Origin of the sequence: Paenibacillus sp. LX16 (assembly GCF_036252815.1) — a bacterium.
Classification (GTDB): domain Bacteria; phylum Bacillota; class Bacilli; order Paenibacillales; family Paenibacillaceae; genus Paenibacillus; species Paenibacillus polymyxa_B.
Window position 1 is genome coordinate 987,209 of the sequence record NZ_CP141152.1, and the last position, 15,887, is coordinate 1,003,095.

Consider the following 15,887-nt stretch of genomic DNA (forward strand, 5'->3'; position numbering starts at 1 on the left):
TCCAGCCTCATTAAGCGAAGTAACAAAAGTGATTGGCGATATGGCAATCAAGAATACACAAGTATAACAGGATGACTCCTGAAGCGCCTACTTCTTCACTAGCCTATTATAGCTCGACCTTGAAATATTATCTTTGAAAGAATAAAGGATGATGGGAGCGATATAGTAGATTCTTTTTCAATGGAGGAACATAGACATTGAATACATCCTTGTCATAATTTATAGGTTAATTTCACTCCTGACAATTAATAAGCCACAATCCATAAGGTTGTGGCTTATTAATTGTCGATTATAGCTTATATTCGTGAGAATTTAAAAAGTCTTACGGTTCATATTCCGTTCTTCGATCTTATTTGTCTCTTCAGCCTGACGATCATTTATATGATGTTGAAGACCCATAAGCCTTACATTGGAGGCGGGTCAGAGGGATATTACTGCGCAACAGTAGAGGCGGTAACCGAAGAAATGAAAAACTATATTGTCAATCAATTCACAGAGGAAAAGAACGAAAGTTTCAGAATTGAGAACGAGTTTTAGTCGGAGTTCCAGTACGATTGTGCATATAGAGTTTCAAAAGAACTTGAATCTTACGTTACGACTTTAGTCGTCGACATTTTGTCTAAATCTACATGCTTTGAGCAGGTGCCTTTTATCAATGACTGCAATTTAGGAGGTTTGGAATACCTTTCAGGAATAAAGTATAAAAAACGGGAGAATTAGATATATTCTTTATTCATCGACAGCAAGATATGACATACGGTCACTCACAATAAACGTGATTTAGGGGTACCATTGAAATCATGTTTATTAGAATTTAATTCAGAGAGGAAGAGGAAAATGAAAGTAGATCAAATGTTTGACCTTGATTTAAGAAAGAGCTATGAGGCCAGTGAGCTTAGCCCACAAGCTTCAATCATCAAGACAACCATTAAGGTATCCAAAGCAGTATGTAAAACTCTTACCTGTATCTGTACCGGTTCTTGTTCCAATTGTAAATAATTCATAAGCGATTCGTAAGTCAGGGGTAGTGAAATGGGCTACCCCTACTTACATTATGGAGATTGCATGATAAAACCTAATATATACAATTGGCATGTAGCCCGGCTGACCGATCATTTTAGTTGTGGTGCAACTGTTGGTCAGCCGCTTACTATCCTGTTTATTGATACAGGCGTCGATAAATCCCACTCAGAGATCCAAGGTAATTTAGTTGAGGCAGAATGCAAGTCATTTGTACCTTATGAGCCTTGTCTAAGCGATTACGTCGGGCATGGTACACAAATGGTTAGCTCTGTTACCGGCAAATATATATTGAAGGGGATATGCCCTTTCGCTCGGGTTGTTGTCTACAAAATTACGGACAAAAAAGGAATAAGCAAGCTTGAATGGTTGTATAGAGCACTGGAAGAGGGTATTGCTAAAGGATATCCGATTATCAACATCAGCTATCGTACAGAATATGAGGTCGACTTATTCGAGTTCAATCGGTTTCAGGCTTTGGTTGACTGCGCCAATGCGCAAGGCATCTGGGTAGTCTGTTCCGCAGGAAACGATGGACGCGATATTACGCAGGAGTACAGAGTGCCTGCGAATTTAAAGGGAGTATACCCAATTGGATCAACTAATAAGAACGGGGATATCTCCGGGTTCAGCAATACGCTCAGCGGCCAATTTTTTGCGCCGAGTGGTGATGAGTATGAAATCAATTACAACAATGATTGGGTAATGATTGCCAAATCAAGCTTCGACACAGAGGATTATTTATACGAAGTGCTGGGATTTGACAAAGCATACACAGTAGGTATCGGTACGAGTATTGCCAGCGCCTTATTCAGCGGAGTTGTTGCCTCTCTTAGCGGAGAGCTTATCGCGCAGGGGATGAATGCCGGGCGCACAGAAATGGAGTGTCTGCTCCGTCAAGGCGCGAGACTGATTGATGTTCAGCGGAATTATTATGAAGTAAGCCTTGCCGGTTCAATTCGTGCTTTAAGACAGATGAGAGGTTGATTGCATGTTGGAAAACTTTGAAATCTCGGAAAATTACATGTACCGGAAGACGTTGCTTGGCATGGAGTATTATACGCGGATATTTGATCATGAACAACTAGATGATGATGAATATCTTGACAGACTTGTACGGTTCGTTCAGCAGCAGGGGTTGATGGATTCCATTTATGTCTCCAGCCCCTCGACCTACGCTGCACTGCAAAGCCTGGAACAAGGCAGAACATTGAAGTCCAAAAAAAAGCGGAATCTTATCCTCAGTCTAAGCAAGTTCATTTCGCGGGCAATTTGTAGACCAACACCGTTTGGACTGTTCGCGGGAGTAGGCATTTCCCGATTTGGAAACACGGGAGGCGCTGGAGAACATGTCGTCTGGGCAACTCCGGATTATAGCCTAATTTACCGCTTAATAGGGCTTTTCCATGGGGATGCGGATGTCCGCAATGAATTGAGACTGAGTGTAAATAACACCTCTTACATTGACCATCACAGGCTCGTCATCTCTTATCAGACTCTGTTTGCAGCAGATCAGGAGGAACGAAGCACTGAAAATATATCTATTCTCAAAACCCCGGTCATAGATTTCATCATGAAGATCCTTGATAAAGAGCAGCAGACTTTTCTGCAGCTTATGCAAGCTATAAAAGATGCCTTCGGCGTGGATGACACGATCAGCACAGATTTTTTGCAGCAATTGATAGAACAAGGCTTTTTGGTGAGTGAGATGATTCCCAATCCTCGGGATAGCGCTCCTCTGGAGCATCTGATCCGTACACTAAAGCTGCTTGCTGCTCCCAAGGCAGCATATTACGCAGATATTTTGGAGAGAGTTGGACATGCCATTCAGGACATCACAGTTGCTGAGGTCAAACGCGAAGGCATTGAGGCTGTCCGAAAACTAGTCCAGCTTATCCTTCCCGATTATCAGGGCGACTTGGTCAAAATAGACGTAAGGCTGAATCAGGCAAATGAAATTCACTTGTCGGACAGCGATAGGCAAGCGTTGGCCCAAGTAGCTTCAATATTGAGCATGCTTTCTACGTACAGGAAAGAGGATACACTTTCCGACTATCGTCAGCAATTTACTGAGAAGTACGGAGTATATGAAGAAGTTCCCTTATTGCAGTTGTTCAGTAAGACGTTGGGGCTCGGCAAACCTGAAGAGTACAAGAGCCACTACCAGAACGGAGATAAGTACAGGCATAAGGATGAAGGCAGGTTCCGACAGCTCAAGGCGCTAATTGCGGAGTGGCAGACTGAAGCGCTTGCCAATCATTCGGATATCGTGCTTGACGAGGCCAAAATCCAACAGCTGTCTGAATTGAGTCTGGAGAATGTCTATGTCTCGTTCGATTTGTATTATTCCTGCATGGAGAATGAGCAAGGTGAAGTTACGTTTTATTTAAACAACAGAGCCGGATCATTGGAAGCGTGTCAGAGCTTCGGAAGATTTGCCTACATGTTTGACAAGGATAGCCGTGATGAAATCTTCCGTTTTGTCAGGAACCCGAAGGATCAGAAAGCAGGGAAGAGCGCCGCTGAAATCTCATTTTATCCATTCAGCCCCAAAATAACTAATATTATGACGGCAGGCCCAACACCGGATCAATCCATGGATATGGCCACGTTCCCCAAGAATCGGAATTTGGACATTTCCCAACTACTGGTAGGGGTGGAGGATTCGGGATACTTTTATCTGAAGCACAGGGAAACAGGCGAACTGGTATTTCCCAAACTAAGCAGCATGTACAATACAGAGCTGGCGCCTTATCTGATCCGGTTTCTGAATGATATTAATCTACAGTATCAGACCGGATGGTCCCATCTGGAGGAGTATCTCTATGATTCTTCTTTTACACCGAGAGTAACCTATAAAAATATCATCATCTGCCCTAAAAAATGGACATTATATGCGGATAAACGGCTCCAGAGCGAAGAACAGTTTTTGGCCTTTCTGGAGGATTGGATCATAAAGTATAACATTCCGCGATATGTATATTTGGTGGAGCTGGACAATAAGCTGTTGCTGGATTTGGATCGCCATCATCATCGAAAGCTTTTGCACAAAGAATATACCCGGAATCCGGAAGGCAAGGCGGCTGTTATTATGGAGACGGAGAAAGAACTGTTCGCTTCCGTTAACCGGTATATGGAGGAGTGCGTATTTTTTTGCAAAAGCCCGATGTTTCAGTACTTGCCGATAGACAGATTGTCTGCACAGGCTACCGATAAAAGCTTAAATAAAGTGCTGAGTTCTTCGGTGAATGCCGTTTATTATCCAGGTTCGGATTGGATATCCCTGCAGGTGTATTACAATCAGGAACTGCTAACCGATTTGCTGGGCAGTGCATTTAAGACATTCATGGACAATAGCGCCGAGTACTTCATTGACCAGGTATTTTTTGTCCAGTATGCAGATAAGGAGCCGCATATCAGGCTAAGGTGCAAAATGTCGGGAAGCGTACAGCATCAGCGTTTCACGGCCTTGAACTATGTTTTTGATTTCCTGAATACTGTAACCTCGTCCGGATTGGTTAGTTCCTATTCGGTTGTTCCTTACCGGCCTGAAATTTTGCGGTATGGCGGCGCAGCCTTCATTGAACAAGCGGAGAGGTTATTTGCTATCGATTCTTATCTAGTTTCAGGCTATTATGCAGGCAAGAGGTCAATTAATGCAACCGATCAGATGTTATTTTGCTGCACCGGACTTTTTGAGGTTGTGAACTGCGCGTATCCGCTGGCAGAAGATCAATTGAAGGCTATGGCTGCGATTATTGATCCGAAGAAATTCAGGCAGGAGTATCGGGAACACAAAGAAGCGCTATTCCAAAGGATTCAACAGACCCGTTCCATATCCTTGCCAGCAAGCGATAAAGACGACAGGTTGCGGCAATACGCTGCATATTTCACCGCTATCCGGGAAGCTGACGACAGAACCAATTACTACGATGATATTATGTTCAGCATCATGCACATGTTCTGCAACAGAGTGTTCGGCCTGGACCGGGAAAAAGAAGAGCTTGCCCTACACCTGTGCTACTACAGTTTGGAAGATTATTTACAGGTAAGCAAATATCATGTTGCCTATTGAGGAGGAGTTTATGGCGGTCAAACAAGTCCCGGGAAATTTATCTGAAATAGTCAGGCAAAGCGCAGAAATTTACAAAGATATAGATACTGTAACCCTGCTAATCAAGAAGCACGCCATGCATGATTACCCTGAAATGGAGCTGATATCGCTGGCTTCAGGATACCCCGGAATCAGCCTTCTTCTGGATAAACTAGATGAAGTTTACCCGGGGGAAGGGTGGGCTGCGCTTGCTTTCAAGTACAATCAGGAGATTGTGCGTTTAATCGGTAATATACCGTTCCATTCATTGTCACTGTATACCGGATTAGCAGGCGTTATTTATCTGTTCAACGAGTGTTCAAGAGGTTCAACAAGATATACGAATGTGCTCTCGCAGACGCTGGATATGTTTCTTAGCAGCTACGGGGAATTCTATGAGGAGACAAGGGGGAAATTGGAAGACTCTTTGATTGAGGATAGCGACTTGGATTTGATTTCAGGCTGGACGGGGATTGCAGCTGCATTAATGGAGGTTAAGGAACGCCAGGACAGATACGCTGGGAAGCTGGATGCAGTGCTCCTTAAGATCCTTCAACTGATTACGGATGCTGTAGGCAAGCTGAGACATTTCGGGGAACTTCCCGAACAGACCATTTATTATAATCTTGGCATGGCGCACGGAATTACAGGAGCCATTAATCTGCTGGCCGTTGCACATCTCCGCCGCTACTCGTTAAACGGATTGAGAGAAGTACTGGAAGTTGCCAAGACTTTTCTGCTCGGAAGTATCAGGGAGTGGAACGGCACCCTTGTCATACCTAATATGTTCACACCGAATGAATCCGCAGAGACTAGTCGGAATCCAGGTTATCACAGAGATGCATGGTGTTACGGCACACCGGGAGCTTCTGTGGCTATGTTCCGGCTGGGATTGGCCCTGAAGGACAAAGCGCTGCAGCAGCAGGCTCTGCAATTGTTCAATACCGTCTACTCCAGACCAGATTCGCTAAGAAAGGTAATTTCACCGACGATCTGTCACGGCTATGCAGGCTTGGTCCTGATTCAGCACCATTTCAGCCGTGCGGCAGCCATGCCGTTTAAGGATGAATTTTTGCATCGTTTGTTATCATATCGAAATACTGGTGAGGAAGTACCTTTTATAGACCTTGAGGGAAGCGTCGATGATCCGTTATCTCTCGATAAAGTAGGGCTACTCGATGGATGTGCAGGTGTATTGCTGACACTGCTGACCTGTGATAATGAGAACTTGAGTACATGGAAGCAGATGCTGGTATTTAGCTAACAGGAGGAGACGGTAATGTTCATTTTATTAAAAGAAATTATTACAGTCATGGTGGGACTGATTACCGACTTTCTCTCTTTTCAACTGGATGCATATTTTTATATTTGGTTTCTGGTCCTGTTTATTTCAAGCTTGGCAGCGACCCTGGTTCAACGAAGCGAAGGGACTATTACCTACAGCACAGCCGAATGTGTCGGAATCAATGTGCTAGTTGTCGTATTATACCTAGTAATCGGTACAATTTTGGCCAGATACTTTGCAAGTTTTGAGGATCAGCAGATTGTTGCTGAAGATAAGATTATGCTGTATAAAATTTCTTTTATGCTTACATCCGCTGTAATTATTGTGGATATTATACTTGATAGGTTGAAGAGAGGGCGGAAATTCTCCTACTCTTTGGAGTTTCTTGCCGGAAGCGCCGTGTGCTTCTTACTGTTCCAGTTAAGCAATCAAACGGACTGGATAGGAACCAAGCTGTCGCTCTCCTATATTGTCATGGTAGCGATAGCCGCAGGTGTCTATACAATGGCAATGAAGTTTTTGCTAGAATACGAAAATCACAAAGAGAAATAGGTGATTAAGCCATAATGGAATTGAATATGGAGAGCACGGCATATAAAAAGATCGGTGAAGAACAACAAACGGCCCATTCCTTGCTGGAGTTAATCAAAATTGCGAGATGGCCCAAGCTTGCGCTTGCTTGGAGCATCATATTTACACTGATTTCCGCCGCTTTTTCATTAGTATTGCCGATCATTACAGGTAAGCTTGTCGATAAGATCTCAGCTATGGAGCTGACGATCCAGACCGCAGCTGTGCTTATTTTGCTGTTTCTGGCCGGAGGGATTTTAAACGCCGTGTCTTCTCTGCTCCTCAGATATGTGGGGAGCAAGTTTTTTCAGGAGCTGCGACTGAAAATTTGGGAAAAAATTATCCATTTGCCGGTTAATTATTTTGATAACAACGAGAACGGCAAAATCATCAGCAGAATGACGAACGACCTTGCTATTGTAAGTAATTTTCTGGCTATCACTCTGCCTTCTATTCTGGCTGATGTCCTGATGGTCACTGGTTGCATCATCATGTTATTTGTGTTGGATTGGAGATTAATGAGTGTACTCATTGCTCTGATTCCTATAACGGCGCTACTGATCTATCCCATTGGAAGAAGGATGAATAGGGTAGCGGTTGAGGCACAGGATGCAGCCGCAGATTTTTCCGGTGAGTTAGCCAAAATTCTCTATAACATCAGATTCATTAAAGCGACGACGTCGGAACAGCTTGAAATGAAATATACTCGAGAGATACTTGGACGTATCTTTCGCTTGAACATCAAAGAGGGAATATTGTCAGCTGTCATTGAGCCGATTGTCACAATTGTCATCATGCTAGCTTTGGTAGGAATGTTTTGGTATGGAAGCGCCGGCATTGCTGCTGGGCATATCACTACAGGTACTCTGGTATCCATGATCTTTTATTTGTTTACAATGGTTTCGCCTCTGACCCAGCTCAGCAGTTTTTTCTCGCAGTATCAGAAGGCCAAGGGAGCAAGCAAGGAAATTCATACCATATATAACCAGCAGGATGAGAAGCAAGAAGAATTAGGCAATGTGCCGGACATGAAAAGTCATGATCAGAATTCGGATATCCTGCATTTTGCCAATGTTTCTTTCTCGTACAACCAGGGCCAACCGGTATTATCCAACGTGGAGTTAGCCTTCAGAGGCTGTACCACTACAGCGATCGTAGGGCCTTCCGGCTCGGGAAAAACAACAATATTTTCTTTAATAGAGAAATTTTACTCAGAATATAATGGAGAAATCTATTACAATAATGTATATTTGGATAAGATTAGGACGGAAGAATGGCGTCGCAAAATATCCTATGTTATGCAGGATAGTGACTTACTGGTAGGATCAGTGAGAGACAATCTGGTATATGGCCTAAACAGAGACGCGGATGACCATGAGATTTATGCGGCTCTTGATACAGTAGGCTTGAAGGAGGTAATTCATCAATTACCGGGTGGTTTGGATACCTTTGTTGGAGAAAGGGGAGTCAAATTATCGGGGGGACAGAAGCAGCGAATCCAGATTGCCAGATGCTTGCTTTCAGACCATGAGATTCTGCTGTTTGACGAAGCTACCGCCAACCTGGATAGCGAGTCAGAGCAGCTTGTCCATGATGTAATCAAGCTTCTCTCCAAGAATAAAATGACCATTGTTATCGCTCATCGTTTGTCAACCATCTACAAAGCCGACCAGATTATCTTTTTGGATAAAGGAGAAGTAACGGGGGTAGGCACGCATCACGAATTAATGAGCTGGCATGATAAATATCGTGATTATGTTCAATTCCAGCTTCCCGCACAATTAAGTTAGGGAGGGGCGGTGGCGTTGTATCATCAATTGTCAACGTGGATCGTTGATAAATACTTTCAAGACGAAGAATTGGAAGCGGAGAAGCGTGCTTATGTGCTTTATTATCTGGAGAACATACTAGCTGGTACAGAAAAAATACTTCTTGTATTGGTCAGTGCCTGTTTGCTCAGTGTATTAGCCGAAACGGCTGCGATTCTGCTTTCCTATACAGTGGTCCGGCGAAAGTCTTTTGGCTGGCATGCTCGAAAGTCGCATCATTGCACCTGGGTCAGTCTACTGACCTTTGTGTTTGTTCCCTGGCTCTTAAAGGAAGTAGAATGGAACCGCATTTTTTTGGCGACGCTCTGTCTGCTTTCTGTCATTCTGATTGCCAGATACGCTCCGGCCGATACGGAGTGCAATCCATTGGTGGATCCGAAGTTCAGAAGAGCATGCAGATTACAAGCTATCTTTTTAAGTATAGTGTTTGTTTTCGTGGCCATCGCACTAGATTTTTATCCTTGGTTAATATTCGGGTTGTTTCTTGAAGCAGTTGTCATCACACCAGTATTCTATTCCATAATGAGAAGGAGTTATGCCAATTATGAACAATATCAAGAATATTAAAGAACACAGAAACAACCATACCCAGAGACTCAAGGCTAAGCTACTGGAGCATATGAGTAAAAGAGGTGAAGGAGGAGGGATTTGTTTCGGGTTGTTCTATGAACCAGTCAATCCAAAAGTTCGGAAATTGATCAAAAAATGATTACATCCGGCATTTATTTTTTGCAATACACCAGCTATCTTGTAATATATCATATGGTCAGCGGCAATGGTCTAAGCGTTTTCCGTATGAATTATAAGCTGCTGCTGTTTTTGGTCATGTATTATTTTATCGGAATAACAGCTCTGGATAACTTCGGACTGATTGTTTACCTATTTCTATTTGTGCTACTGGCATTATACGGGTGGTTGACCGACAAATATGAATCCTTGTGGGTCATAGGCTTCTACGCCATCCTTACCATCTTTATTACGACACTGCTGGGTTATTTCATAACGGTGATCAGCTATGCGGTTCCTTATGAATATAAAAACAAATGGACGGCGCCCTTCCTAACCGCTTGTTCACCTCCGCTGATCTACTTGGCGCTCCGAAAGCTTGTGTCTTATTTGTTTCCTACTCCGGCGGTCAGGCTTTTGAAGCTATATCGGATTAAGCTTATCGTCGGAGCTTCTTTAATCTTGGTCTTGGGGATCATCGGACTCGGACTCATTATCTATTCGGAGTGTGAAAGCAACAATCCGTATCCAAGCAGATTAAAGATTGTGTTGATGCTGATCGGCTTGACCTCCATCTTCCTGATGACGATCAATTGGCTGTATCGCTTCCTGCGTGAACGTGAGCTAGAGAAGAACAAGACGGAACAATACCTGCAGCTGGAGGCTTATATTATGGAGATTGAAAAAATGTACGAAGACATCCGCGGCTTCAGACATGACTATACCAATATCCTGTTAATGCTGGACGAGGGGATCAGAACTGGGGATTTGGCAATGATCAGGCGGATATATGAGAGTTCTATCCAACCTACTGCCTCACAGTTGAACGGATATTCCTATAGTCTGGATAACCTGATTAATCTGGACGTAAGTGAGCTCAAGAGTATTATTACATCCAAGATGCTGGTGGCAAAGAAGCGTGGAGTTGACGTAAAACTTGAAATTGAGAGCGGTATCAGTGAAATGTATATGGATATTATAGACCTTTGCAGAGTAATCTCTTGTTTCCTGGACAATGCAATCGATGCGGCACTAGAGACCTGCAATCCGTCCATAACTATTGTGCTGATCCATGAAGACGATATTCAGACGGTGACGATACGAAACTCTTATAATCAGTCTGCACTTGACGGGATTAAGGTGAATGATCTCTACAAACGAAACTTTTCAACGAAAGCGGACAATCGGGGTCTTGGCTTGTACAATATAGCAAAGGTGCTGCGCAGCAACAAGTATGTCACTTTGGATACCAAAAAGGAACCGGATTTTTTCACGCAAACATTAATTATAAAGAGAGCGACATCATGAATATTTTTATCCTGGAAGATCAGTTTATCCAGCAGCGCATAATGGAAAAGATGGTCCGTAAAAGCTGCGAGGAACTTGGCATCTGCTGCAGCAATCTCATTGTCACCAGTAAGCCGGATCTCCTGCTTTTTGAATCAAAAGCTTGTGCGAATAACTTGTATTTCCTTGATATTGAAATCTCGGGTTGCCAGATGAAGGGACTGGAAGTTGCCCAGGAAATCAGAAAATATGATATGTATGGGCATATTGTCTTTGTTACTACCCACGGTCATCTGTCTCCGCTTACCTTCCAATACAAGGTAGCAGCTCTTGATTTCATTATCAAGGATGCTACTCAGGATGAAATGGAAAAAAAGGTCAGAGAAGTTCTTGCTGTTGCCCATCAAAGAAAGTCTGTGTTGGATGTCAACGATTGGTTTATACTCGACAATAAATTTACGAAATTTCAAATTTCCTTCTCCAGCATTTATTACTTTGAAACAACCGGTGTTCCCCACAAAATCCGTCTGGTTTCCGAAAACAGAACTCTTGAGTTTTACGGCGACCTGAAAGATATTGAGGCTAAGGACCCAAGGTTGTTCCGGTGTCATCGGGCATTTATCGTAAACCTGATGAAGGTGGAATCTATAGATAAGAGCAAGAAGGAGATCATTTTTCAACCCAATCAGAATTCCGGAGAAGCAAGGCGCATTATTCCCGTTTCCCGCCAATTGTTGAAGCACCTCCTAGATAAGATGGGAGACCGGAGCCTCCTGAACAGACCTGTTTACGAATAGAATAGATACGGAGGGCATAGTCCTTCGGGAAGAAAAGGGGAGGAATATGGAACAAAGGTTATCCGTTCAAGCAGAGGTGAAAGGCATTGATGCCACCAGTTTAAAATTAATTGCAATATTGGCAATGCTAATTGATCATATTGGAGGGCTATTTTTTGCCGATTTTTTGGGCTTTCAGGTGGTAGGCAGAATTACATTGCCTATCATGGCTTTTTTTGTAGCCGAAGGATATATCCATACCAGAAGCTTCAAAAAATATACAATGCGCCTTGCTGTAACCGGGCTGGCCAGTGTGGTGCCTTATGGATTGGTATTTAAAGATTGGTATAGTTCGGGAAACATCATGCTAACGTTGTTGATGGGCCTACTGGCAATATGGTTCTATGACAACACGACCAATCCTGTACTTAAATACTTGGCGATTTCGGCTCTTTGCGTAGTCTCTTTTTTGGGAGACTGGAGTGTAGTTGGAGTGTTCCTGGTTCTGGCTTTCTATGTGGCTCGCAAACAACAGAAGATTTACAATGGGTGGATTATTGCAATAATTGCGCTTATGTTCATTTTCGGAGTCATCATTATATGGGCTGTTCCCGATTCGCTCAGCATCCTGGGCATCAACGCCAGCACAATGAACGAATATCTTTATCCGTTTGCGATCGGCGGGGCCTGTATTTTTGCCCTCCCTCTGCTATCCCGATATAACGGAGAGAGGGGAAAAGGCTCACGAACCTTCTTCTATTTGTTTTATCCGCTGCATTTGCTCGCGCTCTATCTGCTGAAGTTGGCTATTGATTATTACATATAAGAAGGGCTGTCTAATAAGTAACTAAAATAAAAAAATGGACGGGAAACGACATGTTTTCCGTCTAATTTTTGCGGTTTCACAAACTATTCGAATGCTGATGAAGCAAGGAATACTTTGAGGGTTAAAGGAGGAGCAGCATGAAGATTATGCCTTTACAGAAACGTGGAATCTCCGATAGTCGGCTGGCGCTCGGGTGCATGCCTTTTGGTGGAGAATGGAGCCATGCACCGTTTACGCAGGAGCATGTCGTTGAAGCGGAAAGAGCTGTAGAAGCTGCACAATCCATTGGGATTACGATGTTCGATCATGCGGATATCTATCGTATGGGGAAAGCGGAAGAGATTTTCGGCCGGATTTTAAAGGGACAGCCGGGTTTGCGCGAACAAATCGTAATTCAGTCCAAATGCGGCATTTTTCTGCCGGATGGTACGCTTCCTGGCCGTTTTGATTTCTCATATGCTCATATTATGGAGTCTGTGGACGGGATTCTGAAGCGTCTGGGTACGGAATATTTGGACATCCTGCTGCTGCATCGTCCCGATCCGCTGGTAGAGCCGGAAGAAGTAGCGAAGGCGTTCAGCGAGCTTAAGACATCTGGAAAAGTAAGGAATTTTGGCGTTTCCAATATGAATGTAAGCCAAATTCGGTTTCTGGAACGGAGCCTAACGGAGCCGCTGATCGCTAATCAGCTGGAAATGAGCCTGGCCCATCTGCATTTTGTAGATCAGACAGTACATGTGAACCAGCAGGCAGGGACAAATGTACATTTTGGCGAAGGTTTGCTGGAATATTGCCAAACCGAGAATATTCAGCTCCAAGCCTGGGGACCGCTGGCGCAGGGACGTTTTAGCGGAGGTCCTTTGGAAGGGCAACCTGAGCATGTCGTTAAGACGGCAGAACTGGTGCAGAAGCTAGCTTCTGAAAAGGAAACGACACGTGAAGCGATCGTCCTTGGCTGGCTTATGAAACATCCGGCACGGATTCAGCCAGTCCTTGGCAGCGCCAATCCTGAACGAATCAAGGCATGTCAGGATGCGGAACGCCAGAGCGAGCTGATGACCCGTGAGGAATGGTATGAATTGTATGTCAGTGCGCGCGGACAAGCCTTGCCGTAACTCGTACTGCGAACCTGTTTGTTACAGCAGGCGTATGTGGATGTAAGTGTATGACCTTGTTTATACGAACTGTAGTTTAATAAGGCCCTCCCTTCGTCTCATTAACAGACGGAGGAAGGGCCTATTTACATGAATGCATCTCATATTGCCTCAGCAGCTATTCCTCTTCGTATCGTGCGAGGGCCTTGGCGGTTGTTTCTTTCATTCGTGAGATCAGCCGTGAGCCTTGGACGACCTTGACACGTTTGCCCAGGAAACGGATTTTGGATAGCACATATTCACATTCGTCTGCCTGGAAGGTGAGTGTAATACGATAGGTATCTGCTTCCTGAACATATTCGACCTCTTTTTCAAAGCAGGAAAAAGCATATAAAATACGAGACATTTCACCGTTGTATATGGGAATAATTTCGATGATGCCCTGCTCTTTGCGCGACTCCAGTATACCGAGTATACGTTGGGTGAATTTTTCGGCCTCTTCGGGTAGAAGCTCATCTTCCGTGATGTTCACGATATTAGACAGCTTGGTAGACATGAGCGCGCGGTGTCTGCGGTTATACCACAGCAGGCTCCATTCTTTTTTGACCATGGAGAACTCCAGCTTATATGGAAAACCGGACATTCGCTCATGCATGCGTCCGTTGCGCAGTTTGTAGGTTATACAGATGCCTGAACGGGATCGCAGAATAGGACGCAATTCACGCAAGAGTGGATGATAAACCGAAGCAGCAGGAACCCCTGCCTTTTCGCGTAGGCTGCCATCGGCCTCCAGAGGCTCGTCGTCTGCAAGTAATTGCCGAAGCTTATCAAGTGTAGCCGGGGTAAAAGCCTCTGTCGCTGCCGAATCCGCCAGCATAGATTGGAGCCAGACTCTTTCCTGCGATGTGGTAGCAAAGGCGCCCGATTCATCCAGCCGAGAGACGATCTGGTAGTTAAATATTTTCTCGAACAGGCTCATAATAGGCTTGCAGCTCCTTCCATTCCTGTCTGAATTCCTTCCGTAGCCGCTGAGGCTCCAATACCTCACAGCTTGATCCGAAGCTGCGAATCCACGGTTTAATCTCGGTGATTCCATTCACTGTGATTTCATAGATAAAGGATTCACTTTCTTCCTCCGCGATCGTACCCCATTGTCCCTGTGATAACACACGTTCCCGAATAAAGTTGCGCTTCGCACCCTCAGGATTAAAAAAACGTACACGTACCTTCACGGGACGACCGGTATCAACAAGCCAGCTGTACCGCATTTTTTCTTCCAATACCGCTAACAGGTCGGCATGAAACTGCTCGGGGACAGGCTTACCCTCCACCAATTGAGTCATCCCCTCCATACGAAACTTCATGATTCCTTTACCACCTACATGACCCAGAACATACCAACGTCCATATTGATGGTCATAGATGACTTGCAGGGGCAGAATGGTATGTTCACGGCCTTCCGTCTCTTTTTCAAACAGTGGGTTTGTGTTCTGTGACCCGTACATGCTTCGTTTGGACGCCGAAAAATATAAAAAAGTTACACAGCGACGTTGCCGAATGGCGTGTAGAAGCGGATGAATATGGGCTTCGTCCAGAATACGTGAATAATAATGGTATTTATATAAAAAAGGCTCGGCCATCTCCCGATCTCCGAGCTGACGGCGCATGGCTTTTTTAAGATGATCTCGTAACAGATATCCCTGTACAGAGGGGAGCTGGGTGTTGGCCATAATGTCCACAAAATCATATAGGTCCAGTAATTCCTCGTCCGTCAGTTCTGTCACCAGATCGTTGCGGACAGCATAGCGGTAAGGTCTGCCGCCGGACTCTTTACGAACCACGCCGACTTCGACCAGATATTTCAGATCGGAACGAATCGTTTTCTCATCCGGCAGTGAACTGTCGGAAGGCAGCCCGTTGCAGCAAGCATCCAATAGTTCCATGGTGGTCATAGGCTGTGACTGTAGCGCTGTCAGCAGAAGGGATAAGCGGACGCTTTCCGATTCCTTGAGCGATTTGGCCCGAAACAGAAATAACAATAATGGATCAGCTGATTCGTAATAATTAAAGCGCAGCATCTCATTAAAATCATGTCCCTGTTCCGCAGGCAACTGCTGTTGTACGGATTGGACGATTTCCTTGAGACGCCGGATTGTTTTATCAAAGGTATGCACTGAAATGCCCAGTCTGTCTGCAAATTGCTGCCGATTATAAGCGCCGCTGGTCAGTGTGAGCATGCGCAGGAATTGAATTTCTTTATCAAAACTCTCTCTCGCCATGATGCATTCCCCGTTTCTGTTGCCGTTCTCCGAAAGCAAGTATCCCTTTATTCTAACAGGGAAGGGATGCAGGAAAAAGGGAAATTATTCATCTTTGTAATA

General features: G+C 44.4%; 14 protein-coding genes. 12 read left to right on the forward strand and 2 right to left on the reverse strand.

Annotated features, from left to right (window positions below; genetic code table 11):
• Window positions 1-282 precede the first annotated feature (282 nt).
• From T3H97_RS04480 to T3H97_RS04535, 12 genes are all read left to right on the forward strand, one after another.
• On the forward strand, window positions 283-537 hold the full coding sequence (locus T3H97_RS04480; protein ID WP_328801803.1) for a hypothetical protein: 255 nt from the start codon (window positions 283-285) through the stop codon (window positions 535-537).
• A 300-nt stretch (window positions 538-837) separates the two neighbouring features.
• Window positions 838-999: an epilancin family lantibiotic gene (locus T3H97_RS04485; RefSeq protein WP_080561132.1), complete on the forward strand. Its 162-nt coding sequence runs from the start codon at window positions 838-840 to the stop codon at window positions 997-999.
• A gap of 66 nt (window positions 1,000-1,065) precedes the next feature.
• Window positions 1,066-2,007, forward strand: a complete 942-nt coding sequence (locus T3H97_RS04490) for a S8 family peptidase (protein ID WP_328801804.1) — start codon at window positions 1,066-1,068, stop codon at window positions 2,005-2,007.
• A gap of 4 nt (window positions 2,008-2,011) precedes the next feature.
• Window positions 2,012-5,095, forward strand: a complete 3,084-nt coding sequence (locus T3H97_RS04495) for a lantibiotic dehydratase (RefSeq protein ID WP_328801806.1) — start codon at window positions 2,012-2,014, stop codon at window positions 5,093-5,095.
• A gap of 10 nt (window positions 5,096-5,105) precedes the next feature.
• The gene (locus T3H97_RS04500; protein ID WP_328801807.1) at window positions 5,106-6,377 is read left to right on the forward strand and encodes a lanthionine synthetase C family protein; all 1,272 of its coding nucleotides are present in this window, start codon (window positions 5,106-5,108) and stop codon (window positions 6,375-6,377) included.
• Between the two features lie 15 nt (window positions 6,378-6,392).
• Window positions 6,393-6,950 (forward strand): DUF5823 family protein, encoded by a 558-nt coding sequence (locus tag T3H97_RS04505; RefSeq protein ID WP_017426263.1) that lies wholly within the window; start codon window positions 6,393-6,395, stop codon window positions 6,948-6,950.
• A 14-nt stretch (window positions 6,951-6,964) separates the two neighbouring features.
• Window positions 6,965-8,758, forward strand: coding sequence for an ABC transporter ATP-binding protein (locus T3H97_RS04510; protein WP_328801808.1), 1,794 nt, complete (start codon window positions 6,965-6,967; stop codon window positions 8,756-8,758).
• Window positions 8,759-8,767: 9 nt separating this feature from the next.
• Window positions 8,768-9,364 (forward strand): accessory gene regulator AgrB, encoded by a 597-nt coding sequence (locus tag T3H97_RS04515; RefSeq protein ID WP_328801809.1) that lies wholly within the window; start codon window positions 8,768-8,770, stop codon window positions 9,362-9,364.
• A gap of 228 nt (window positions 9,365-9,592) precedes the next feature.
• Window positions 9,593-10,831 carry a sensor histidine kinase gene (locus tag T3H97_RS04520; protein ID WP_328801810.1) on the forward strand — a complete coding sequence of 413 codons (1,239 nt, stop codon included), beginning with the start codon at window positions 9,593-9,595 and terminating at the stop codon, window positions 10,829-10,831.
• Complete coding sequence (locus tag T3H97_RS04525; RefSeq protein WP_328801811.1) at window positions 10,828-11,607, forward strand: LytR/AlgR family response regulator transcription factor; 780 nt, start codon at window positions 10,828-10,830, stop codon at window positions 11,605-11,607. Before T3H97_RS04520 ends, T3H97_RS04525 begins: the two co-directional genes overlap by 4 nt.
• Before the next feature lie 46 nt (window positions 11,608-11,653).
• The gene (locus T3H97_RS04530; RefSeq protein WP_328801812.1) at window positions 11,654-12,412 is read left to right on the forward strand and encodes a TraX family protein; all 759 of its coding nucleotides are present in this window, start codon (window positions 11,654-11,656) and stop codon (window positions 12,410-12,412) included.
• Between the two features lie 137 nt (window positions 12,413-12,549).
• Complete coding sequence (locus T3H97_RS04535) at window positions 12,550-13,527, forward strand: aldo/keto reductase (protein ID WP_328801813.1); 978 nt, start codon at window positions 12,550-12,552, stop codon at window positions 13,525-13,527.
• A gap of 157 nt (window positions 13,528-13,684) precedes the next feature.
• On the opposite strand, the gene T3H97_RS04540 is transcribed toward T3H97_RS04535, so the two are convergent.
• Together T3H97_RS04540 and T3H97_RS04545 are read right to left on the reverse strand one after the other, a co-directional pair.
• Entirely contained in the window at window positions 13,685-14,485 is an 801-nt protein-coding gene (locus T3H97_RS04540) for a WYL domain-containing protein (RefSeq protein ID WP_328801814.1), read from the reverse strand.
• Window positions 14,460-15,785, reverse strand: a complete 1,326-nt coding sequence (locus T3H97_RS04545; RefSeq protein WP_328801815.1) for a helix-turn-helix transcriptional regulator — start codon at window positions 15,783-15,785, stop codon at window positions 14,460-14,462. The genes T3H97_RS04540 and T3H97_RS04545 overlap by 26 nt, the downstream gene beginning before the upstream one ends.
• Between the last annotated feature and the right edge of the window lie 102 nt (window positions 15,786-15,887).

Coding starts and splice junctions, on each gene's coding strand:
- T3H97_RS04485 (WP_080561132.1), top strand. CDS start 838: ATGAAAGTAGATCAAATGTTTGACCTTGATTTAAGAAAGAGCTATGAG.
- T3H97_RS04490 (WP_328801804.1), top strand. CDS start 1,066: ATGATAAAACCTAATATATACAATTGGCATGTAGCCCGGCTGACCGAT.
- T3H97_RS04495 (WP_328801806.1), top strand. CDS start 2,012: ATGTTGGAAAACTTTGAAATCTCGGAAAATTACATGTACCGGAAGACG.
- T3H97_RS04500 (WP_328801807.1), top strand. CDS start 5,106: ATGGCGGTCAAACAAGTCCCGGGAAATTTATCTGAAATAGTCAGGCAA.
- T3H97_RS04505 (WP_017426263.1), top strand. CDS start 6,393: ATGTTCATTTTATTAAAAGAAATTATTACAGTCATGGTGGGACTGATT.
- T3H97_RS04510 (WP_328801808.1), top strand. CDS start 6,965: ATGGAATTGAATATGGAGAGCACGGCATATAAAAAGATCGGTGAAGAA.
- T3H97_RS04520 (WP_328801810.1), top strand. CDS start 9,593: ATGAATTATAAGCTGCTGCTGTTTTTGGTCATGTATTATTTTATCGGA.
- T3H97_RS04525 (WP_328801811.1), top strand. CDS start 10,828: ATGAATATTTTTATCCTGGAAGATCAGTTTATCCAGCAGCGCATAATG.
- T3H97_RS04530 (WP_328801812.1), top strand. CDS start 11,654: ATGGAACAAAGGTTATCCGTTCAAGCAGAGGTGAAAGGCATTGATGCC.
- T3H97_RS04535 (WP_328801813.1), top strand. CDS start 12,550: ATGAAGATTATGCCTTTACAGAAACGTGGAATCTCCGATAGTCGGCTG.
- T3H97_RS04540 (WP_328801814.1), bottom strand. CDS start 14,485: ATGAGCCTGTTCGAGAAAATATTTAACTACCAGATCGTCTCTCGGCTG.
- T3H97_RS04545 (WP_328801815.1), bottom strand. CDS start 15,785: ATGGCGAGAGAGAGTTTTGATAAAGAAATTCAATTCCTGCGCATGCTC.